Source organism: Arthrobacter sp. B055-34 (genome assembly GCF_059090425.1).
The window spans coordinates 298726-318993 of the sequence record NZ_JBNHFQ010000004.1; the positions used below are offsets into that span (position 1 = coordinate 298726).

17 protein-coding genes are annotated in these 20268 nt (G+C 61.2%); 14 read left to right on the plus strand and 3 right to left on the minus strand.

Annotation, left to right across the window (positions count from 1 at the left end):
- Positions 1-360: 360 nt before the first annotated feature.
- From AC5RWO_RS09960 to AC5RWO_RS09970, 3 genes are all read left to right on the plus strand, one after another.
- On the plus strand, positions 361-2172 hold the full coding sequence (locus AC5RWO_RS09960) for an ABC transporter family substrate-binding protein (protein ID WP_498731221.1): 1812 nt from the start codon (positions 361-363) through the stop codon (positions 2170-2172).
- A 192-nt stretch (positions 2173-2364) separates the two neighbouring features.
- Positions 2365-3906: an ABC transporter permease gene (locus AC5RWO_RS09965; RefSeq protein ID WP_498731222.1), complete on the plus strand. Its 1542-nt coding sequence runs from the start codon at positions 2365-2367 to the stop codon at positions 3904-3906.
- On the plus strand, positions 3903-4937 hold the full coding sequence (locus tag AC5RWO_RS09970) for an ABC transporter permease (RefSeq protein WP_498731223.1): 1035 nt from the start codon (positions 3903-3905) through the stop codon (positions 4935-4937). The genes AC5RWO_RS09965 and AC5RWO_RS09970 overlap by 4 nt, the downstream gene beginning before the upstream one ends.
- Positions 4938-4971: 34 nt before the next feature.
- Here AC5RWO_RS09970 and AC5RWO_RS09975 read toward each other — a convergent pair whose 3' ends face one another.
- Positions 4972-5595: a PH domain-containing protein gene (locus AC5RWO_RS09975; protein ID WP_498731224.1), complete on the minus strand. Its 624-nt coding sequence runs from the start codon at positions 5593-5595 to the stop codon at positions 4972-4974.
- An 88-nt stretch (positions 5596-5683) separates the two neighbouring features.
- On the opposite strand from AC5RWO_RS09975, the gene AC5RWO_RS09980 reads away from it, so the two are divergent.
- The 8 genes from AC5RWO_RS09980 to AC5RWO_RS10015 all read left to right on the plus strand — a co-directional run bounded on the left by AC5RWO_RS09980 (position 5684) and on the right by AC5RWO_RS10015 (position 16360).
- On the plus strand, positions 5684-7501 hold the full coding sequence (locus tag AC5RWO_RS09980; RefSeq protein WP_498731388.1) for an ABC transporter ATP-binding protein: 1818 nt from the start codon (positions 5684-5686) through the stop codon (positions 7499-7501).
- A gap of 112 nt (positions 7502-7613) precedes the next feature.
- Entirely contained in the window at positions 7614-8150 is a 537-nt protein-coding gene (locus AC5RWO_RS09985; RefSeq protein ID WP_498731225.1) for a hypothetical protein, read from the plus strand.
- A gap of 275 nt (positions 8151-8425) precedes the next feature.
- On the plus strand, positions 8426-10057 hold the full coding sequence (locus AC5RWO_RS09990; RefSeq protein WP_498731226.1) for a peptide ABC transporter substrate-binding protein: 1632 nt from the start codon (positions 8426-8428) through the stop codon (positions 10055-10057).
- Between the two features lie 125 nt (positions 10058-10182).
- Positions 10183-11109 (plus strand): ABC transporter permease, encoded by a 927-nt coding sequence (locus tag AC5RWO_RS09995; RefSeq protein ID WP_139004726.1) that lies wholly within the window; start codon positions 10183-10185, stop codon positions 11107-11109.
- Positions 11102-12058, plus strand: a complete 957-nt coding sequence (locus AC5RWO_RS10000) for an ABC transporter permease (protein WP_498731227.1) — start codon at positions 11102-11104, stop codon at positions 12056-12058. Before AC5RWO_RS09995 ends, AC5RWO_RS10000 begins: the two co-directional genes overlap by 8 nt.
- Positions 12055-13746: a dipeptide ABC transporter ATP-binding protein gene (locus tag AC5RWO_RS10005; RefSeq protein ID WP_498731228.1), complete on the plus strand. Its 1692-nt coding sequence runs from the start codon at positions 12055-12057 to the stop codon at positions 13744-13746. The genes AC5RWO_RS10000 and AC5RWO_RS10005 overlap by 4 nt, the downstream gene beginning before the upstream one ends.
- A 190-nt stretch (positions 13747-13936) precedes the next feature.
- Positions 13937-15859, plus strand: coding sequence for a translational GTPase TypA (gene typA, locus AC5RWO_RS10010; protein WP_498731229.1), 1923 nt, complete (start codon positions 13937-13939; stop codon positions 15857-15859).
- A 48-nt stretch (positions 15860-15907) separates the two neighbouring features.
- Positions 15908-16360, plus strand: coding sequence for a hypothetical protein (locus AC5RWO_RS10015; protein ID WP_498731230.1), 453 nt, complete (start codon positions 15908-15910; stop codon positions 16358-16360).
- On the opposite strand, the gene AC5RWO_RS10020 is transcribed toward AC5RWO_RS10015, so the two are convergent.
- Together AC5RWO_RS10020 and AC5RWO_RS10025 are read right to left on the minus strand one after the other, a co-directional pair.
- Positions 16357-16851 carry an ArsR/SmtB family transcription factor gene (locus tag AC5RWO_RS10020; RefSeq protein ID WP_498731231.1) on the minus strand — a complete coding sequence of 165 codons (495 nt, stop codon included), beginning with the start codon at positions 16849-16851 and terminating at the stop codon, positions 16357-16359. The genes AC5RWO_RS10015 and AC5RWO_RS10020 overlap by 4 nt on opposite strands.
- A 72-nt stretch (positions 16852-16923) precedes the next feature.
- On the minus strand, positions 16924-17166 hold the full coding sequence (locus AC5RWO_RS10025; RefSeq protein ID WP_498731232.1) for a putative acetyltransferase: 243 nt from the start codon (positions 17164-17166) through the stop codon (positions 16924-16926).
- Positions 17167-17257: 91 nt separating this feature from the next.
- On the opposite strand from AC5RWO_RS10025, the gene fdxA reads away from it, so the two are divergent.
- The 3 genes from fdxA (at position 17258) to AC5RWO_RS10040 (ending at position 20188) form a co-directional block, all read left to right on the plus strand.
- Positions 17258-17581 carry a ferredoxin gene (gene fdxA / locus AC5RWO_RS10030; RefSeq protein ID WP_074703313.1) on the plus strand — a complete coding sequence of 108 codons (324 nt, stop codon included), beginning with the start codon at positions 17258-17260 and terminating at the stop codon, positions 17579-17581.
- Between the two features lie 2 nt (positions 17582-17583).
- Positions 17584-18711, plus strand: a complete 1128-nt coding sequence (gene dapC / locus AC5RWO_RS10035) for a succinyldiaminopimelate transaminase (protein ID WP_498731233.1) — start codon at positions 17584-17586, stop codon at positions 18709-18711.
- 193 nt (positions 18712-18904) lie between these two features.
- Positions 18905-20188: a citrate synthase gene (locus tag AC5RWO_RS10040; RefSeq protein ID WP_139004734.1), complete on the plus strand. Its 1284-nt coding sequence runs from the start codon at positions 18905-18907 to the stop codon at positions 20186-20188.
- The last annotated feature ends 80 nt before the right edge of the window (positions 20189-20268 follow it).

Genomic DNA, 20268 nt, shown 5'->3' on the forward strand with positions numbered 1-20268 from the left:
GGTTAGCAACCAATAACTAAAATTCCTCCCACCCAGCGGTTCCGGCTCGACAAGAGCGGAGCCGCTGGTTCTTTTTTGCCCGTTCCTTCCGCGTGTTTACGCGGATCAGCTGATCTTCTTCTCGGAGTGGGGAGGCTCGTTCACGACGTTGTGTTGCGCCGCCGTTTGGTTGCATCTCGATAACAACCCGTTGTGAAGCAACTTTTTTATACCCAAGAGTAGGTGTAACGGTTTACGCTCTATTGCATGTGAGGCACGCCACTTCCATGGCAGTCATTCAGGGGCAACCAATCCGTGCTTTTGCCGGATCCCGATCGGCGAACCGGCCACACACATCACTCTGAGGAACTAGGAGGCGGAATGCGTTTCGGACGTACTTCCAAAGCAATCGGTGTTGCTGCTGTTGCGGCTATGGCACTGAGTGCCTGCGCGTCGACGGGTGGCGGAAATACCGCATCCGAAGGTGCAGGCGATACCGCGGCTACCGGTGGAACCATTAGCGTCGCTGAGACCAATGCGTTCAGTTCGTTCAACTCGGACACCGCCGCAGGCAACGTTGATATCAACGGCAAGATCGCCTACATGACCCGCGGCGGTTTCTACCACATCGACAATGAACTCAACGTCGTCCGGAACGAAGAATTCGGAACGTACGAGAAGCTTTCCGATGACCCACTGGTCGTGAAATACACAGTCAACGATGGCGTCCAGTGGTCTGACGGCAATGCCGTCGACGCGGCCGACCTCATGCTGAACTGGGTCTCCGAATCCGGCTACGCCAATGATGCGACGGTCGACCCGGAAACAGGTGAAGTCACCGAAGGGACTTCCTACTTCGACTATGCCGGCGACACGAGCGGCCTGGCTCTGACCGAGATCCCCGAGATCGGCGACGACGGCCGCTCCATCACATTGAACTACTCCAAGCCGTACGCCGACTGGGAGATTGTCTTCGGTGGACTGAACGACGGCGGTATCGGCATGCCAGCGCATGTCATTGCTGAAAAGGCCGGTCTGGCTGACGAGCAAGCCCTTATCGACCTCATCCAGGGACTGGAACGCGGTGACGCGGAGAACCCTGCCGACCCGAATGCCGAGCTGCAGGCAGTCGCTGATGTTTATAACACTGGATTCGACACGAAGTCCCTGCCCAGCGAAGAATCGCTGTATCTCTCCAGCGGGCCTTTCGTAGTGGACAGCATCACGCCGGACCAGTCAATCACCCTGGTGCGTAATGAGTCCTATGACTGGGGCCCCACCCCGAACGTGAACGAAATTACGGTCCGGTTCATCGGGGCCGCCCCCGACCAGGTCCAGGCGCTGGAGAACGGCGAGGTGGACATCATCGCACCCCAGCCCTCCGCGGACACCGTCGAACTGCTCGAATCCATTGAAGGCGTCACGGTAGAAGTTGATGACCAGCTGGCCTACGACCATATCGACCTCAATTACACGGGTGTCTTCGCAGACGAGAACGTCCGGGAAGCTTTCATGAAAGCTGTTCCACGGCAGACCATCGTGGACCGCATCGTGAAGCCGCTGAAGGAAGACGCTGCACCGCTGGACTCGCAGTTCTTCGTTCCTGCCCAGGAAGCCTATGAAGCATCCGCGGCCTCCAACGGCTCAGGGGCCTACCAGGAAGCTGATATCGAGGGCGCCAAGGAGTTGCTCAACGGTGAGACTCCCGAAGTGCGGATCATGTACAACAAGGACAACCCGAACCGCGTCGATGCCTTTGCCCTGATCCAGGAATCTGCCGAGCAGGCAGGGTTCGAAATTGTCGACGGCGGTCTTGGCGCCTCTGACTGGGGTGCTGCCCTGGGAACCGGCACCTATGATGCGTCCATCTACGGCTGGATCAACTCCGGCGTTGGGGTCAGCGGCGTACCGCAGATCTTCCGTACGGACAGCGGCTCAAACTACAACGGCTTCTCCGATCCGGAGGCCGACAAGCTGATGGACGAACTCATGGTCACCACGGACGCTGCTGCACAGGATGAGATCATCACCAAGATCGACAAGCTGGTGTGGGACTCGTTCTACGGCCTGCCGCTCTTCCAATCGGTGGGGCTGGATGCTTACAACAGCGAACGTGTCGAAGGCGTTGTTTACCAGCCGAACCAGACCGGTGTCTTCTGGAACTTCTGGGACTGGAAAGTCAAGGGCGAGTAACTCCCGTACGTTCTAACGCGCAGGATACTGCAAGGCGCTGGGACCATATGCATCAACGGTCCCGGCGCCTTTGCAGTCTCCTGAAACGTCCCTGACCCATTGCGGCCCTGGATCTTCCCTCGCAGATCGGGGTCCAGCGGCGGGCAACCGGATTACGTCGTCCGGGAAGTGAAAACGAGGTTTATACATACGATGGTGACCTATATTGTGCGGCGGCTATTCACAGCCGTACTGATTCTCCTGGGTGCCTCATTCTTGGTTTATCAGCTAACAGCACTGTCCGGCGACCCTCTTGCTGACCTACGCACGAGCAACCAGCCGAATAAGGAAGAGCTCATCCAGCAGCGTATCGAGCTTCTGGACCTGAATGTGCCTGCACCCATACGTTATTTCCACTGGTTGGGAGGCGCAGCAAAATGCCTGGTGCCGTTCGCCGGGCAGTGCGATCTCGGGTTTTCCATCACCGGACAGCCCGTGACCGAGGCGCTGGGCAGAGCGATGGGCATGACGATACTTCTGGTCAGCGCGGCGGCAATTCTGGCGGTGCTTATCGGCGTTTCGCTCGGCATTGTGACAGCGCTGCGTCAGTACAGCACGCTGGATTATGGTGTCACCTTTATGGCGTTCCTCTTCTTCTCGCTGCCGGTTTTCTGGGTAGCAGTTCTGCTCAAGGAATACGTTGCCATCGGGTTCAACAACTTCCTGCGGGAACCGCAGATCCCCTTGGTAACCATAATCATCGTGAGCGTGGTTAGCGCCTTGATCTGGTTCATCTGCGCCCGTGGAACAGTGCCGGCCCGACTCAAGGCTGCTGGCATCGGGTTCGTGCTGGCCGGCGGCGTACTCTGGCTGCTGTCGGCGACATCCTGGTTCAGCTCGCCAGGGCTTGGGCTGCCGGTTATTGCAGTCACAGGTGCAGGAATCGCCTTCGGCGCAACCTTGTTGACCGCGGGCTTGAAGAACCGGCGGGCACTGTATTCGTCCCTGACAATGGTGGCCGTCGGAATATTGCTGTATTTTCCCATCCAGCCGCTGCTGGCCCAGGCAACGGGCCTGATGGTTTTCCTGCTGGCCGTAGCCACAATCCTGGTAGGGCTGGGCGTTGGATACGTCATGGGCGGATACGACCGACGCCAGAACATGAGCGCGGCAGTCATTACGTCGTTCCTGACCGCAGGACTGGTCTTTCTGGACCGGTACATGCAGGCGTGGCCTGCATACTTCAACAACAACAGAGTCAACGGTCGGCCCATCGCCACCATCGGAGCGGAGACGCCGAATCTGGAGGGCGACTTCTGGGTGCACGGCTTGGACACTTTTACCCACCTGCTCCTGCCCACCATTGCCCTCCTGCTGATATCGCTGGCTTCCTACAGCCGGTATTCGCGGTCTTCGATGCTGGAAATCATGAACATGGACTACATCCGTACCGCGCGGGCGAAGGGGCTCGGTGAGCGGACCGTGGTTATGCGCCACGCATTCAGGAACGCGCTGATCCCCATTGCCACCATCGTGGCCTATGACATCGGCGGACTGATCGGCGGTGCGGTCATCACGGAGCGGGTCTTCGCGTTCGCTGGCATGGGGCAACTCTTCATACAGGCGCTGGATCGAGTTGACCCGAATCCCGTCATGGGAGTCTTCCTGGTCACGGGCATCCTGGCGCTCGTCTTCAACCTCATAGCGGACCTCGTATACTCCGCCCTGGATCCGAGAGTGAGGGTCAAGGCATGACCACCACGAGTACTGTTTCAACCGAACCTGCGGCACATCAAGAAAAAGCCGGACTAAGCCAAGGCCAGATTGTCCGCAAGCGGTTCATGGGCAACACCGCGGCGCTGATCAGCCTGGTGCTGTTCTTGCTCATTCTGGTTCTGGCTTATTCGGCCGGCGGTTTCTTCGGCCTGCCGGGGTGGTGGAAATTCACCTATAACGAGGTCAATGACCTGGCCAATGGCGGAAAGCCAACACTGCAGCTCTTCCCGTTCAGCTTGGGCGAGCACCCGTTCGGCCAGGATCGGCTGGGCCGGGATACCTTCGCCCAGACGATGCGGGGCGTGCAAATTTCCGTAGCCGTGATGTTTATCATCGGCGTCGTAGGCGGCGCGATTGGCGTCGTGGTTGGAGCTGTCTCCGGCTTCTTCCGCGGCAGGATCGAAGCGGTGCTCATGCGACTGACGGACATCGTCATCGTGATTCCGCTGATTATTCTGGCAGCCGTTCTCGGTCAGCTCGCTGCACGCTGGATTCCAGCCGGAATCCAGCCCTATTTTCTGGGCCTCTTTGTCGGGCTCGTCGCGTGGACCGGTCTCGCCCGGCTGGTCCGAGCAGAATTTCTCTCCCTGCGCGAGCGCGAATTTGTGGATGCAGCCCGCATCGCGGGCGCCTCGAACGCACGAATCATCTTTAAGCACATTCTGCCCAACGCCGTGGGAGTCATCATTGTCAGCGTGACGCTGAGTATGTCCGCTGCCATTCTATTGGAGACCAGCCTGTCCTACATCGGCATGGGTGTGAAGGCGCCAGATGTTTCGCTGGGCTCGCTGATCAGCCAGAACCAGGAAGCGTTTTCCACCCGTCCGTGGCTCTTCTGGTGGCCGGGCATTTTTATTGTGGCCATTTGCTTGTGCATCAACTTCATCGGCGACGGACTGCGGGATGCCTTTGACCCCCGGCAGAAGAAGTTCAATGCCAGGAAAGCAGGTGCGGCAGCAGGACCGGATGATGGTCATGGAGCCGAAGGCTTCCGGACAACGAAGGTCTGAGATGATGGCTGGAAATCTTCTGAATGCGCGGTGCTCAGCCGGTCAACGACAGCATGCTGGCTACGATCAGGGCTGCTGCCGCAATGAGAACCAACCAGTTCGGCCTTTTCGCGACTGTGGCAGTGTCGGCCTCGCCAGTCGCCACCGCGCCGGACGCGATCAGCTCGGCCCAACGGGAGCGGACATGGAAGGCCGCGGCACCGGAATCCGAATTGGAAAGGTCACCGGGACGCACGGACTCACCCGGCCCATATGTCACCTCCGGGAGCCCACGGACATGCCCCGGCTGTGCCCGCTGGACGCCGAAGATGCCCGGCGCCGGCGCCGCCCATGCGGCGAACTTTTCCTCTGGGGTCACCAATGTCAGCGCGTATTTCGTATCAACCATGATCAGGGCATTCCACGGGACCTGTACCGTCAGCAGAGGATTGCGCAGCGCCACCCCGTCGTTGGAAACAACGACGGCGGGATACCAGGCCAGCCACCACGCCAGGTACCCGAGGGCTACCAAAGGCACAAGCTGCACGAGAGCCGGGAATCCATGCGTCACGGCCGCGGAAAGCACGCTGAACAACACAACGAGCCAGACAACACCCGTCAACCAAGCGGCACTTCTCGGCCGGAAAACAACAGGAGCGTTGGTGTCATGACTGGACATGCTTCCATCGTGTCAGGGACGTGTGCCACATCACTAATGGAACAAGCCGGCTGGGAGCAGTTGGAAGGAAAAACCCGCAATGACTGAAATGATCGATCCTGCCATCCCCATCTATACCGGAACCCCCGCTGGCGGCTCAGAACCGCCGGTGCTGGAGGTTTCGGATCTGAGCGTCGATTTTGGTGTTGAGAAGGAATGGGTGCCGGCTGCCATTGATCTGAACTACCAGGTCTCGGCAGGGGAGGTGCTCGCCATTGTCGGTGAGTCCGGTTCGGGCAAAAGCGCCAGCTCCATGGCGCTGCTGGGACTGCTGCCGGCCAATAGCCGAGTGCGCGGCAGCGTGAAGCTCAATGGCAAAGAGATCTTGGGACTCAACCCCAACAAACTGCGGCAACTTCGCGGCAATGACGTGGCTGTTATTTTCCAGGAACCGATGACAGCGATGAACCCGGTCTACACCATCGGCTTTCAGATTGTGGAGACGCTGCGCCTGCACAACGCCATTTCTCCCGAGGAGGCCAAGGACCGGGCCATCCGCCTGCTCGAGCTGGTCGAACTGCCCGATCCGGAGAAGGCGTTCAGGTCCTATCCTCACCAGTTGTCTGGCGGACAACGGCAGCGGGCGATGATCGCCCAGTCGCTGTCATGTGATCCGAAGCTGCTGATCGCCGACGAACCGACCACCGCTCTCGACGTGACGGTTCAGGCGGAGATCCTGGACCTGATGCGCAATCTCCGCAACAAGCTGGATAGCGCGATCGTCCTGATTACCCATGACATGGGTGTGGTCGCTGATCTGGCGGACCGCATCGCCGTGATGCGTCGTGGCCGGATCGTCGAAACGGGAACGGCACAGGAGATCTTCAACGATCCGCGGCATGAATACACCCAGCAACTGCTGGCTGCCGTTCCTCACCTGGGAGGCCACAACACAGGCAGCGACGACATCGATATCACCGCAGCTCTCGCTGCAGCAACAGGCATTACGCTTCACGAGGTTGATGAGACGGAGTTGCAGCGCAGGGAAGCCGCTAACGAGGCGGCACTGGACATGGCTGCCAGAGAGAGCACACACGGCGAGCCGGTCCTGGAACTCACCAACGTCGCCATCGAATACCCCAAACAAGGCAGAGTGCCGGCGTTCCGGGCGGTGGAAGGAGCGAACCTGGCGATCTATCCGGGCCAGGTCGTTGGCCTTGTCGGCGAATCGGGCTCCGGGAAAACGACTATCGGCCGTGCCGCCGTCGGACTTCTGCCGGTGGCCGAGGGCTCCCTGAAAGTTGTCGGACGCGAGATAGCGGGCGCTAGCCGCAAGCAACTGCACGCACTCCGTCGCCAAGTCGGCATGGTTTTCCAGGATCCTTCTTCGTCGCTGAATCCAAGGCTCCCTATTGGTGAAAGCATTGGCGAGCCCATGTTCCTTGCCGGTGTCGCTAAAGGTGCGGCCCTGCAACGGAACATCGAGACACTGCTCGATCAAGTTGAGCTGCCCCGTAACTACCGGAACCGTTATCCGCACGAGCTCTCCGGCGGGCAGAAGCAGCGGGTAGGTATTGCCCGGGCCCTGTCCTTGGAACCGAAGCTGATGGTTGCTGACGAACCGACGTCGGCGCTTGACGTCTCCGTCCAAGCCACTGTGCTGGAACTTTTCCAGACTCTGCAACGTGAACTTGGTTTCGCCTGTCTTTTCGTTACCCACGACCTGGCAGTCATTGATGTCTTGGCTGACCGGATCTGCGTTATGCGGCACGGCAACATCGTTGAGCAGGGCACGCGCGACCAGATACTCCGCCATCCGCAGGAGCTGTATACGCAGCGTCTGCTGGCAGCGGTACCGCTGCCGGATCCGGACAAACAGCGTGAGCGCAGGGAATTGCGCGCCCAACTGCTGGCCACGGCGGATTAGGCGGCCGTCCCTACGATCTCCCACCATCCATAGCACCGGGGTCCGGACCGTGAAAGGATGCTGTCCGGACCCCTGCGGTCCCCACTGAATGGTCGAAACAAAGGAGTGACCGATGATCCGCACCATGAACATCGAGGCGATCGAACGCGGCATCGGACGGCCATGGACCGCGGTCGAAGAGTTCCTGGCCTCCATCGATGCCAAAGAGAAGAGTCATAAGGAGATTGCCCAAGCCCTGCAGGATGCCGGTCTGGCCAAGGACTGGTGGGCGCAATCTGCCACAGTCGCTTTTGAGCAGTTGATTGGGCGGCGTGTGCCGGGGCAGGACTGTGATGGCAGGTTCCAGACTTCTGCGAGCAAGACAGTGGCCGGCACGATGGACGAGGCGAGGGACAAGTGGGTAGCCCTGATAGGTGCCGCTGAGGATTTTTCCGGAGTGGGCGTAAGCCGAGGTCCGGAACTGAGTGAAACCGACAAGTGGCGCTACTGGCGCTGCGGACTGGCCGACGGCTCACGAGTGAACGTCAACATCTATGAAAAGGCCCCGGGTAAGTCGGCGCTGTCCCTGCAGCACGAGAAGCTGGAGACCCCTGAGCAGTTGGACCATTGGAAGTCCTTTTGGAAGGCAACGCTAAGCCAGCTCTCCTAGCCGCATTAAGAGGGTCATGACACGCCCGGGTAGCGGCTCGCTTCTCCGATGCAAAAACGTTACATCCCGATTTTGGGTAATGCCGCCACTTTCCTGCGCTGACGCGGGACAATGGCGCTGAAAGGGCTTGCCGGCCGCCTCTTCGGGCAAATTGCAACCTAATAGAAAACCCAATACTGTTACCGAGGTCACACGTCGGGAATATCCTGATCACGACCAAGAGTTGGTCCGGCGCAATCCGATGCCGGGCGTTCCGACTGCAAAGAGGAATCGACATGCGTTTCGCGCGAACATCGAAACTGATTGGTCTGGCCGCAGCTGCTGCCTTGGCCCTGAGTGCATGCGGCGGGGGAGGTGGCACCGAAGGCGGAGAGGGCAACGCTGCTGCAGTTATTACCGCCAACAGTACGGAGCCGCAAAATCCGCTGATCCCAACCAACACGAACGAGGTCGGCGGCGGCCGCGTGGTGGACCTCCTCTTCGAAGGACTCATCAGTTACGACGCCGAGGGCAAACCGGTCAACGAGATGGCAGAGTCCATCGAGACCGAGGATTCGCAGACCTACACGATCAAGCTCAAGGCCGACCAGACGTTCACGAACGGCGAGCCCGTTACTGCCAACTCCTTCGTGGATGCTTGGAACTATGGCGCTGCAGCCGAGAACGCGCAGCTGGGCCAGTACTTTTTCGAGAGCATCGCCGGGTACGACGAAGTCAGCGCCGAAGGCAGTACCCAGACCGAGATGTCCGGCCTGAAGGTCGTCGACGACCTGACGTTCACCGCCGAACTGGCCCAGCCGGAATCCGACTGGCCGCTGCGGCTTGGCTACACGGCCTTCTCGCCGCTTCCGCAGGTTGCCTTTGAAGACATGGAAGCCTTTGGCAACAACCCGGCGGGCAACGGCCCGTACATGCTGGCAGACGAGGACGCGTGGCAGCACGATGTCCAGATCGCGTTGACGCCCAACCCTGATTACCAAGGCACCCGCACGCCGAAGAATGGCGGCATCACCTTCAAGTTCTACTCCGGCTTCGAAGCCGCGTACCAGGACCTGCTGGCGAACAACCTCGATCTGCTCGATACGATCCCGCCGAGCTCGCTGGCGAACTTCAAGACGGACCTTGGAGAGGGCCGCTGGCTGGAAAAGGCCTACGCCGGCAACCAGACCATCACCATTCCGCAGTACCTCGATGAGTGGACCGGCGAGGCCGGCGAACTGCGCCGCAAGGCCATTTCGATGGCCATCAACCGGGACGAAATTACCGAGGTCATTTTCTCGGGTGGACGCCAGCCGGCAACGGAATTCACCGCTCCTGTGCTCGACGGATACGACGAGAGCATTCCCGGCAGCGAAGTGCTTGAATACAACCCCGAAGAAGCCAAGAAGCTTTGGGAACAGGCAGATGAAATCGATCCCTGGGGCGACAAGACCTTCACCATCGCATCGAATGCCGACGGTGGACACAAGGAATGGATCGAAGCCGTGGTCAACGGCCTGAAGAACGACCTGGGCATTGACGCGCAGTTTGAACCGTACGCCACCTTTGCCGAAGTCCGTACCAAGATCACGGCTAAGGACATGACCGGAGCATTCCGCACGGGCTGGCAGGCGGACTACCCGTCGCTGTACAACTTCCTTGGCCCGCTGTTCGGCACTGGCGCTGGTTCCAACGACGGCCAGTATTCCAGCGAGGAATTCGACAAGAAACTCAACGAGGGCCTGAACGCCGAAACCCCTGAACAGGGCAACGCCATCTTCAACGAGTCGCAGGAGATCCTGCTCCAGGATCTGCCGGCGATCCCGCTGTGGTACCAAGTGCGGCAGGTGGGCTGGAGCGAAAACGTTGAGAACGTCGACACCGCTTGGAATGGTGTCCCGATCTACCACAACATCACCGGCAAGTAAGAACTATCTAACGGCTGTTCGGGGGCCGGCCATCCTTTGGCCGGCCCCCGTGCTGTGCCGGACTCGCAAAGAACAGGCATGTGAATGACTAGTCTCCTGCTGGTTCCGTCGGAAGAAGCTACACAATGACGTGGTACATCATCCGGCGGTTCCTCCAAATGATCCCCGTCTTCTTCGGGGCAACCTTCCTCGTATATTTCCTGGTGTTTTCGCTGCCAGGCGACCCCATTCAGGCGCTGTTCGGCGACCGTCCGGTCAATGAAGCAGTTGCCGCCCAGCTCAGAGAGCAATACAACCTCGACGAGCCGTTCCTGGTGCAGTATTTCCTGTACCTGAAGAACCTGGTCACCTTTAACTTGGGCAATGATTTTTCGGGCAGGCCCGTCGCCGAAGTACTGGTCCAGATCTTCCCCGTGACGATCAGGCTGGCGATCCTGGCACTGATCTTCGAGGCCGTATTCGGCATTATCTTCGGCGTCATCGCCGGCCTGCGGAAGGGCAAGTTGTTCGACGGCACCGTCCTGGTGGCCTCGCTGATCGTCATCGCCATTCCCATCTTCGTGCTGGGTTTTGTGATGCAGTTTGTGGTCGGAGTGAAACTTGGCTGGGCCAAGCCCACGGTCGGCGGCGATGCCGGTTGGCTTGACCTGATCCTGCCGGCGATCGTGCTCGGACTGGTGTCCTTTGCCTACGTGCTGCGCCTAACCCGAACCTCCATTATCGAAAATATGCACGCGGACTACGTGCGCACCGCGACGGCGAAAGGCTTGAGCCGGCAACGCGTCGTCGTCGTCCATATCCTGCGGAACTCGATGATTCCCGTAGTCACCTTCCTTGGAGCGGATCTCGGCGCCCTCATGGGCGGCGCGATCGTAACGGAAGGAATCTTCAATGTGCCCGGTGTCGGCCAGCGGCTCTACCAGTCCGTGCTCCGCGGCGAAGGGCCAACCATTGTGTCCATTGTCAGCGTGCTGGTGATGGTCTACATCCTGGCAAACCTGCTGGTCGATGTTCTTTACGCCTGGCTTGATCCGAGGATTCGTTATGCCTGAGAAACCCACTGAAAAGATCGAACACTACGTCGCTCCGCTGGATGAGACCCCGCTCCAGGCCACGGACAATGTGGCCGAGGACGTACAGCCGCTGAGCCTCTGGGCCGAGGCATGGCGGAATCTGCGCAAGCAACCGCTGTTCATCATTTCCACCCTGTTGATTGTCCTGATTGTCTTCGTGGCACTGTTCCCCGGCGTTTTCACCCAGACGCCGCCCAACCAGAACTGCCTGCTGGCGAATTCCGACGGCGATCCGGCACCCGGACACCCGCTGGGCTTCACGCTGCAGGGCTGTGATGTCTTTTCCCGGATTGTCTACGGTACGCAGGCGTCGCTCACAGTGGGCATCTTCGCCACCTTGGGGGCACTGATTATCGGTGGAACCCTTGGTGCCATCGCAGGCTTCTACGGCGGCTGGCTCGATGCAGTGATCGCGCGTCTGGGCGACGTATTCTTCGCCCTGCCGCTGATTCTTGGCGCCATCATCATCATGCAGTTGCCGTTCTTCCGGGAAAACCGAAATGTCTGGACAGTGGTGATCACGCTGACGGTGTTCGGATGGCCACAGATTGCCCGGATCACCCGCGGCGCGGTCCTTTCCGTGCGGAACGCGGACTTTGTGACCGCGGCCAGATCATTGGGCGTCTCCCGGCCCGCCGCGCTGGTGCGCCATGTCATTCCGAACTCGTTGGCGCCGGTCATCGTTGTGGCCACGGTTAACCTCGGCATCTTCATCGTCGCCGAGGCAACACTGTCCTTCCTCGGTATCGGGCTGCCGCCGGACGTGATGAGCTGGGGCAACGACATCTCCTCGGCGCAGGTTTCCCTGCGCTCGAATCCCTCCACCCTGCTGTGGCCCGCTGCCGCACTCTCCGTGACCGTCCTGAGCTTCATCATGCTTGGGGACGCTCTCCGGGATGCCCTGGACCCGAAGGCCAGAAAACGATGACAGTAATCAACGAAGTCAATAGCAACGAACCCCTGCTGGAAATCCGCGACCTGGCCATCAGCTTCGCCACGTCCACCGGTGAGGTACAGGCAGTCAAGGATGCCCATCTGACAGTCATGCCGGGTGAGACGGTAGCCATCGTGGGGGAGTCCGGATCGGGAAAGTCCACGACGGCACTGGCCGCCATCGGACTGCTGCCGGGGAACGGCAGGGTCAGCGGCGGCCGGATTACCTTCGCCGGCGAAGACCTGACGGGGGCCAGCAGCAAGCGAATTGTGGAGCTGCGGGGCAGTTCCATCGGCATGGTCCCCCAGGATCCCATGTCCAATTTGAACCCGGTCTGGAAGATCGGCTTCCAGGTGCGGGAGACGCTGAAGGCCAACGGTCTTCCGGCCGGGCCTTCCGACGTCGCCAAGGTGCTGGCCGAGGCGGGGCTGCCGGACGCAGAACGGCGCGCCAGGCAGTTCCCGCATGAGTTCTCCGGCGGCATGCGCCAGCGCGCGCTGATCGCGATCGGGCTGTCCTGCCGTCCGCGGCTGCTGATCGCAGATGAGCCGACGTCGGCCCTGGACGTTACCGTGCAGCGGCAGATCCTGGACCATCTGGAAACCATGACGGCGGAGCTGGGCACGGCGGTGCTGCTGATTACCCATGACCTGGGACTGGCCGCCGAACGCGCGCGGAAAGTGGTGGTCATGTACAAGGGCCGCGTAGTGGAATCCGGTCCCGCCCAGGAGATTCTGACCAATCCGCGCCACCCGTACACCAAGCGGTTGGTGGAGGCGGCGCCGTCGCTCGCTTCCCGACGGATCCAGTCGGCCAAGGCGGCGGGAATCGAGACAGGGGAGTTGCTCGCTCCCGCAGAGGCCGCCGCGGAAACAGCCGACAACGTTATCGAGGTCAGCAACTTGACCAAGGTGTTTAAGTTGCGGGGAGGGTTCGGTAAGTCCACCGACTTCACAGCTGTGGATGATGTGTCCTTTGCGATCAAACGCGGAACCACCACGGCGGTAGTGGGGGAGTCCGGCTCGGGCAAATCCACCGTCGCCAGGATGGTGCTGAACCTCGAGGATCCTACGAGCGGGAAAATCCGGTTCGACGGCGTCGATATGGGCTCGCTCAAGGGCAAGGAATTGCTGGCTTTCCGCCGGCGGGTCCAGCCGATCTTCCAGGACCCGTACGGCTCGCTGGATCCGATGTACAACATTTTCCGCACCATCGAGGAGCCGCTGCGCGTCCACAACATCGGCGACAAAAAGAGCCGCGAAGCCAAAGTGCGCAAACTGCTGGACCAAGTGGCTCTGCCCGCTTCCGTCATGCGGAGATTCCCGAACGAGCTCTCGGGCGGCCAGCGGCAGCGAATCGCCATTGCCCGTGCGCTGGCACTCGATCCCGAAGTGGTGATCTGCGACGAAGCGGTATCTGCCCTGGACGTGCTGGTGCAGGACCAGATCCTGAACCTGCTGGCCGATCTGCAGCACGAACTGGGGCTGAGCTATCTGTTCATCACCCATGACCTCGCGGTGGTGCGGCAGATTGCGGATCATGTTTGCGTCATGGAGAAGGGCCGGGTGGTCGAAGCAGGCACTACGGATGCGGTCTTCGACGAGCCTGAGCAGGAATACACGCGCGCATTGCTGGCGGCTATTCCGGGATCAAGTCTGGAGCTGCCTCCACAGGTAGCCTGACCGAAACCCACCTAAGTGGATGGAGAGCCGGGGCTGCGCGTGATACGCAGCCCCGGTTCGGCGTGCCCGGAAAATCTGCATTAGGTGAGGATTTGCCTATGCCGCTAGAATATACATGCCCCCTTTTGAGGGCGCACGGCTGCGCATTTCGCCGTCCCTTTAGTTCTCCACCTGAATTGAGCATTCTCGCATGTCTGAAACCACCACGTCGACGCAGAGCGCCGTCCGCAGCGACCTTCGTAACGTCGCTATCGTTGCCCACGTTGACCACGGTAAGACCACTCTGGTGGACGCCATGCTGAAGCAGACCGGGGCATTCTCAAGCCATGGCGATGTCGAAGAGCGCGTCATGGACTCCGGTGACCTGGAGCGCGAAAAGGGAATTACCATTTTGGCGAAGAACACCACCGTGTTCTATTCCGGTCCCTCCGCCAAGGGTGAAAATGTCACCATCAACGTCATCGACACTCCCGGCCACGCCGACTTCGGTGGCGAGGTTGAGCGCGGCCTGTCCATGGTCGACGGCGTTGTGCTGCTGGTTGATGCTTCCGAGGGCCCGCTGCCGCAGACCCGCTTCGTGCTGCGCAAGGCACTGGCTGCCAAGCTGCCCGTCGTGCTGCTGGTCAACAAGACCGACCGCCCCGATGCCCGCATTGACGACGTCGTCGCCGAATCGATGGATCTGCTGCTCGGCCTCGCCTCGGACCTCTCCGACGAAGTTCCGGACCTGGACCTGGACGCCGTGTTGAACGTGCCGGTTGTCTACGCCTCCGGAAAGCTCGGACGCGCCTCGCTGGAGCAGCCCGCGGACGGCACCGCTCCCGACAATGAGGACCTGGAGCCGCTCTTCGCGACCATCATGGAGCACATCCCGGCACCTACCTACGATCCGGCCGGTGTGCTGCAGGCGCACGTGACCAACCTGGATGCTTCCCCGTTCCTTGGCCGCCTGGCCCTGCTGCGCATCTACAACGGCACCCTGAAGAAGGGCCAGACGGTTGCCTGGGCCCGCCAGAACGGCGAGCTGAAGAATGTGCGTATTTCGGAACTGCTGGCAACCAAGGGCCTGACCCGCGTTCCGGCCGAAGAAGCCGGCCCGGGCGAGATTGTCGCCGTCGCCGGCATCGAGGAAATCACCATCGGTGAAACCCTGACAGATGCCGATAACCCGCAGCCGCTGCCCATGATCACCGTCGATGATCCGGCCATCTCCATGACCATCGGCATCAACACTTCCCCGCTGGCCGGCAAGGTCAAGGGCGCCAAGGTCACCGCGCGCCAGGTCAAAGACCGTCTGGACAAGGAACTGATCGGCAACGTCTCGCTCAAGGTCCTGCCGACCGAGCGTCCTGATTCCTGGGAGGTCCAGGGCCGCGGCGAGCTGGCGCTGGCCATCCTGGTGGAGCAGATGCGCCGCGAGGGCTTCGAGCTCACCGTCGGCAAGCCGCAGGTGGTTACCAAGACCATCGACGGCAAGATCCATGAGCCGATGGAGCACATGACCATCGACGTACCGGAAGAGTACCTCGGCGCCGTCACCCAGCTGATGGCCGCCCGCAAGGGCCGCATGGTCAACATGGCCAACCACGGCACCGGCTGGGTCCGGATGGAATTCATCGTTCCCGCCCGCGGCCTGATCGGGTTCCGCACCCGGTTCCTGACCGAGACCCGCGGTGCCGGCATCGCCGCGTCCATCTCCGAAGGCTACGAGCCGTGGGCCGGCCCGATCGAATACCGCACCAACGGCTCCATGGTTGCCGACCGCGCCGGCGTCGTGACGCCGTTCGCCATGATCAACCTGCAGGAACGCGGTTCCTTCTTCGTTCCGCCGACCTCCGAGGTCTACGAGGGCATGATCGTGGGCGAGAACTCCCGCGCCGACGACATGGACGTGAACATCACCAAGGAAAAAAAGCTCACCAACATGCGTGCCGCTTCCTCGGACAGCTTCGAGAACCTGACCCCGCCGCGGATCCTCACCCTGGAGGAGTCCCTCGAATTTGCCCGCGAGGACGAATGCGTCGAGGTCACTCCTGAATCCATCAGGATCCGCAAGCTGATTCTTGACTCCAACGAACGGGCCAAGGCAAACCGCGCCCGCGCCAAGGCCTAAACTGGTCCTATGACTGAGCAGAGGCAACCCACGGACTATGGAAGTGGGTTGCCTCCGGCGTTTAAAACCCCGGATGCCCCGGATCTGCGAACCAGAGTACGACGGCGGCAACATCCGTTCGCAGGGTGGGGCACCGCCGTCGTTGGTGGCGTTATCGCCGCTGTGCTGGGCACCAATCTCCACGGCCAGCTTGCCTACGCGGGGGACCAGGCCTACCCCTGGGGAGCGGTCCTGGCGCTGGTTCTCGCTTTCGCGGTGATGGTCTGGGTCGGCATGCGGGCGAATAATGTTCTGGCCACGGGCCTGACCGGCATGGTGACCTACCTGCTGGTGGGCATCATGGCCACCAGCGTCTTCGGGGATCCGCTCATTGTTACCGAGACCACCGCCGAGATGCCGCTGGGCATCGAACTCGCCGGAAAGATCTGGATGATCGGGCTGGCGGTCGCCGTCGTGCTGGCCATCATGCCCGCCGCCTGGGCGCTCAAACCGCGGCGCTAGTTGGCTGTACGGTCCACGTGGTGGGCCAGGAAGATCGACGTCGCGGTGCCGTCCTCATCTGCCGGCCGGCGGGCATACTCTTCCAGCACGGCGCGGATCTTGTCCATCATTTCCTTGCGGTTGGCATCATTGAGCTTGATGCCCATCCGGGTGGTTTCGATCTCATCCGGGGCGAGCCCGTCGATCTCCTGCAGGAACGTCTCGACCAGCACGGGTGCGGCGTCGGGCATTTTGGCGCCCCAGGACATCCGGGTGGCCCGATAGGGAACTTCTTTGGCCCCTCGGTTGCCCTTGCGCGATTCTTCCGCTTCGAGGAAGCCGGTGTTGAGCAGGGTCCGCACGTGGTGCAGCGAGGTTGCCGGATTCATCGCCAGCAGCTCTGCAATCTCCTTATTGGTCCGCGAGCGGTGCAGGCAGAGGCGGAGTATGCGGAGGCGGACAGGGGAGCTGAGCGCGCGTCCGGTAGCTTGAAGGTCCTGGTCCGTTGGCATGTTTCCAGCATACGTGAGGCAGAGCCGACGATTGATGTTTCTCAATCACAAGTCCGGATTTTGTGCCTGAAGCTAGCGGGCCGGGTAGCGGGGTGCCCTCGGTGCCGGGGGAGGAGGCACTTCCTTCGCGGCTTCGACCCGGTCCAGCGGGACCGCCACGTCACCGCGGCGGGTGCGGACCGTGCACTCGGCGCTGCCCATGTTGATCAGGTAGCCCAGCGCGTCCGTAACGCCGTCGTCAAGGCGGTAGCGTACCACTACCCGGGTTCCGGGCGCGGCTCCTCGCAGGAAGTCCAAGGGCGTAGCCGATCTCACCCCTTCATAGTACGTGTGACCTCGGCCGCTGTTGGATAATGGACCAAGCGATACCCTTGGTGGTAGCTGACAACGAAAGGTGCTCAAGGACGTGACGTATGTAATCGCACAGCCGTGCGTGGATGTCAAAGACAAGGCGTGCATTGAAGAATGCCCGGTGGACTGCATCTATGAAGGCGAGCGTTCTCTCTACATCCACCCCGACGAGTGTGTGGACTGCGGCGCGTGTGAACCCGTGTGTCCGGTCGAGGCCATTTATTACGAAGATGACACTCCGGAGCAGTGGGCCGAGTACTACAAGGCCAATGTCGAGTTCTTCGACGATCTCGGTTCTCCGGGCGGTGCCGCCAAGATCGGCAACACGCACAAGGACCACCCGATCATCGCCGTGCTTCCTCCCCAGAACCAAGAGTAGGCATGGAAGGTTTTGGTCTCCGGCTGCCCGAGTACCCATGGAACGCGATGCAGCCTTATCTCGAAAAGGCCTCGCTTCATCCGGACGGGGCAGTTAATCTCTCCATCGGTACGCCGGTAGATCCCACACCGGCCGTGGTGCAGGACGCCCTGAAGGCAGCTTCGGACGCCCCTGGCTATCCCACCACGCACGGTACGCCGGCGCTGCGTGAAGCGATCGCGGACTGGTTTGCCAGCCGCCGCAACGTTCCCGGTCTGGATCCAGCGGCGATTATGCCCACAGTTGGTTCCAAGGAGCTGGTGGCGTGGCTGCCGCTGCTGCTGGGCCTGGGTAAGAACGACGTCGTTGTGCGGCCCGTGGTGGCTTACCCGACTTACGACATCGGCGCGCTGCTTGCAGGCGCCACCCCTGTTGCGGCAGACAACCTGGACGACCTTGAGCCCGACGTCCGCCGGCGCGTTAAGCTCGTCTGGGTGAACTCGCCCGGGAATCCCACCGGCATTGTCCGGGGCCGCGAATCGGTGCGCGAGATCGTGGACCAGGCCCGGGCTATCGGCGCCGTCGTTGCGTCGGACGAATGTTACGCCGAACTGGGCTGGGGCCAGTGGGATCCGGAACGCGGCGGGGAAACCGTTCCCAGCGTGCTGGATCCGTTCGTGGCCCAGGGCAGCCACGAGGGACTCTTGAGCATCTACTCGCTCAGCAAGCAGTCGAACCTGGCCGGTTATCGTGCAGCGTTCATTGCTGGCGACCCGGTGCTGATGCCGAACCTGATCAACAGCCGCAAGCATGCCGGCATGATCGTCCCGTACCCCATCCAGGAAGCGATGCGCACCGCGCTGGCGGACAACGGCCACGTGCAGGCGCAGAAGGATCTCTACCGCCGCCGCCGCGAACGCCTGCTGCCGGCCCTGCGGAAATTCGGCATCGACATCCAGCATTCGGAGGCCGGGCTGTATCTGTGGGGAACCGCGGGCGAAGATACCTGGACCACGGTGGACCGCCTGGCCCAGCTTGGCGTCGTCGTCGGGCCCGGAGTCTTCTACGGCGAACAGGGCAAGGGGTTCATCCGGGTTGCGTTGACCGGCAGCGATGAACGGATCGACGCCGCCGTCGAGCGGTTGAGCTGACTTGACGTGATTCGCGCGGTCACGTAAGCACAAATCCGGGCCTCTGTTGCCTGCGTTAGTGACCAAAAAGTGACCGTACGATTAGTTATCCCGGGCACTATGCGGGTAGCGTTTTACCCGAGTATGCATACGTTCGGCGCCCCAATACCGCCGTGTGTGCGCTAGTTTCCATACACCTCCTGAAGGGGACTCAATGACTGAGCAATCCGGTGCTACCCTGCATTACGATGGCGGCGAACTCGACCTCCCGCGGCTCAAAGCGGCCGAAGGCAATGACGGCTACGACGTTTCGAAGCTGCTGAAGCAGACCGGTGCCGTCACGTTTGACCCCGGTTTCATGAACACCGCGGCCACCACGTCGGCCATCACCTACATTGACGGCGACGCCGGCATCCTGCGCTACCGCGGGTACCCCATTGACCAGCTGGCCGAGAACTCGAGCTTCCTCGAGGTTTCCTACCTGCTGATCTACGGCAACCTGCCCACCCCTTCCGAACTGGAAAACTTCGACCAGCGCATCCGCCGCCACACCCTGCTGCACGAAGAGCTCAAGGGCTTCTTCGGTGGCTTCCCCCGTGACGCGCACCCGATGCCGGTGCTCTCCTCGGCCGTTTCCGCGCTGTCCACGTTCTACCAGGACTCCCTGGACCCGTTCGACGACGAGCAGGTGGAGCTGTCCACCATCCGCCTGATGGCCAAGATGCCCGTGATCGCGGCCTACGCGCACAAGAAGTCCATCGGCCAGGCGCTGCTGTATCCGGACAACTCCATGAATCTCGTGGAGAACTTCATGCGGCTGAGCTTCGGGCTCCCGGCCGAGCCGTATGAAATGGACCCCACCATGGTCAAGGCGCTGGATCTGCTGCTGATCCTGCACGCGGACCACGAGCAGAACTGCTCGACCTCCACGGTGCGTTTGGTGGGCAGCTCGAACGCGAACATGTTCGCTTCCGTCTCCGCCGGCATCAACGCCCTCTTCGGCCCGCTCCACGGCGGCGCCAACGAGGCCGTCCTCAACATGCTGCGCCAGATCCAGTCCTCCGACATGCAGCCCGAGGACTTCATGGAGAAGGTCAAAAACAAGGAAGCCGGCGTCCGGCTGATGGGCTTCGGCCACCGGGTCTACAAGAACTACGACCCGCGCGCCAGGATCGTGAAGGCAACCGCGCACGAGATCCTCAGCAAGCTCGGTGGCAACGACGAACTGCTGGACATCGCCATGCGGCTGGAAGAAAAGGCCCTGGCCGATGACTACTTCATCGAGCGCAAGCTGTACCCGAACGTGGACTTCTACACCGGCCTGATCTACAAGGCCATGGGCTTCCCCGAGAAGATGTTCACGGTCCTGTTCGCCATCGGCCGCCTGCCGGGCTGGATCGCCCAGTGGCGCGAAATGATGAAGGACCCGCAGACCAAGATCGGCCGTCCGCGCCAGCTCTACACGGGCGAGGGCGAGCGACAGTACCCCATGCGTTAACCCGCAGTTGTGCCAAAGCCAGGGCCCCGGATTTCCGGGGCCCTGGCTCTTTAATGCTTGGCCGAAGACTTAATGCTTAG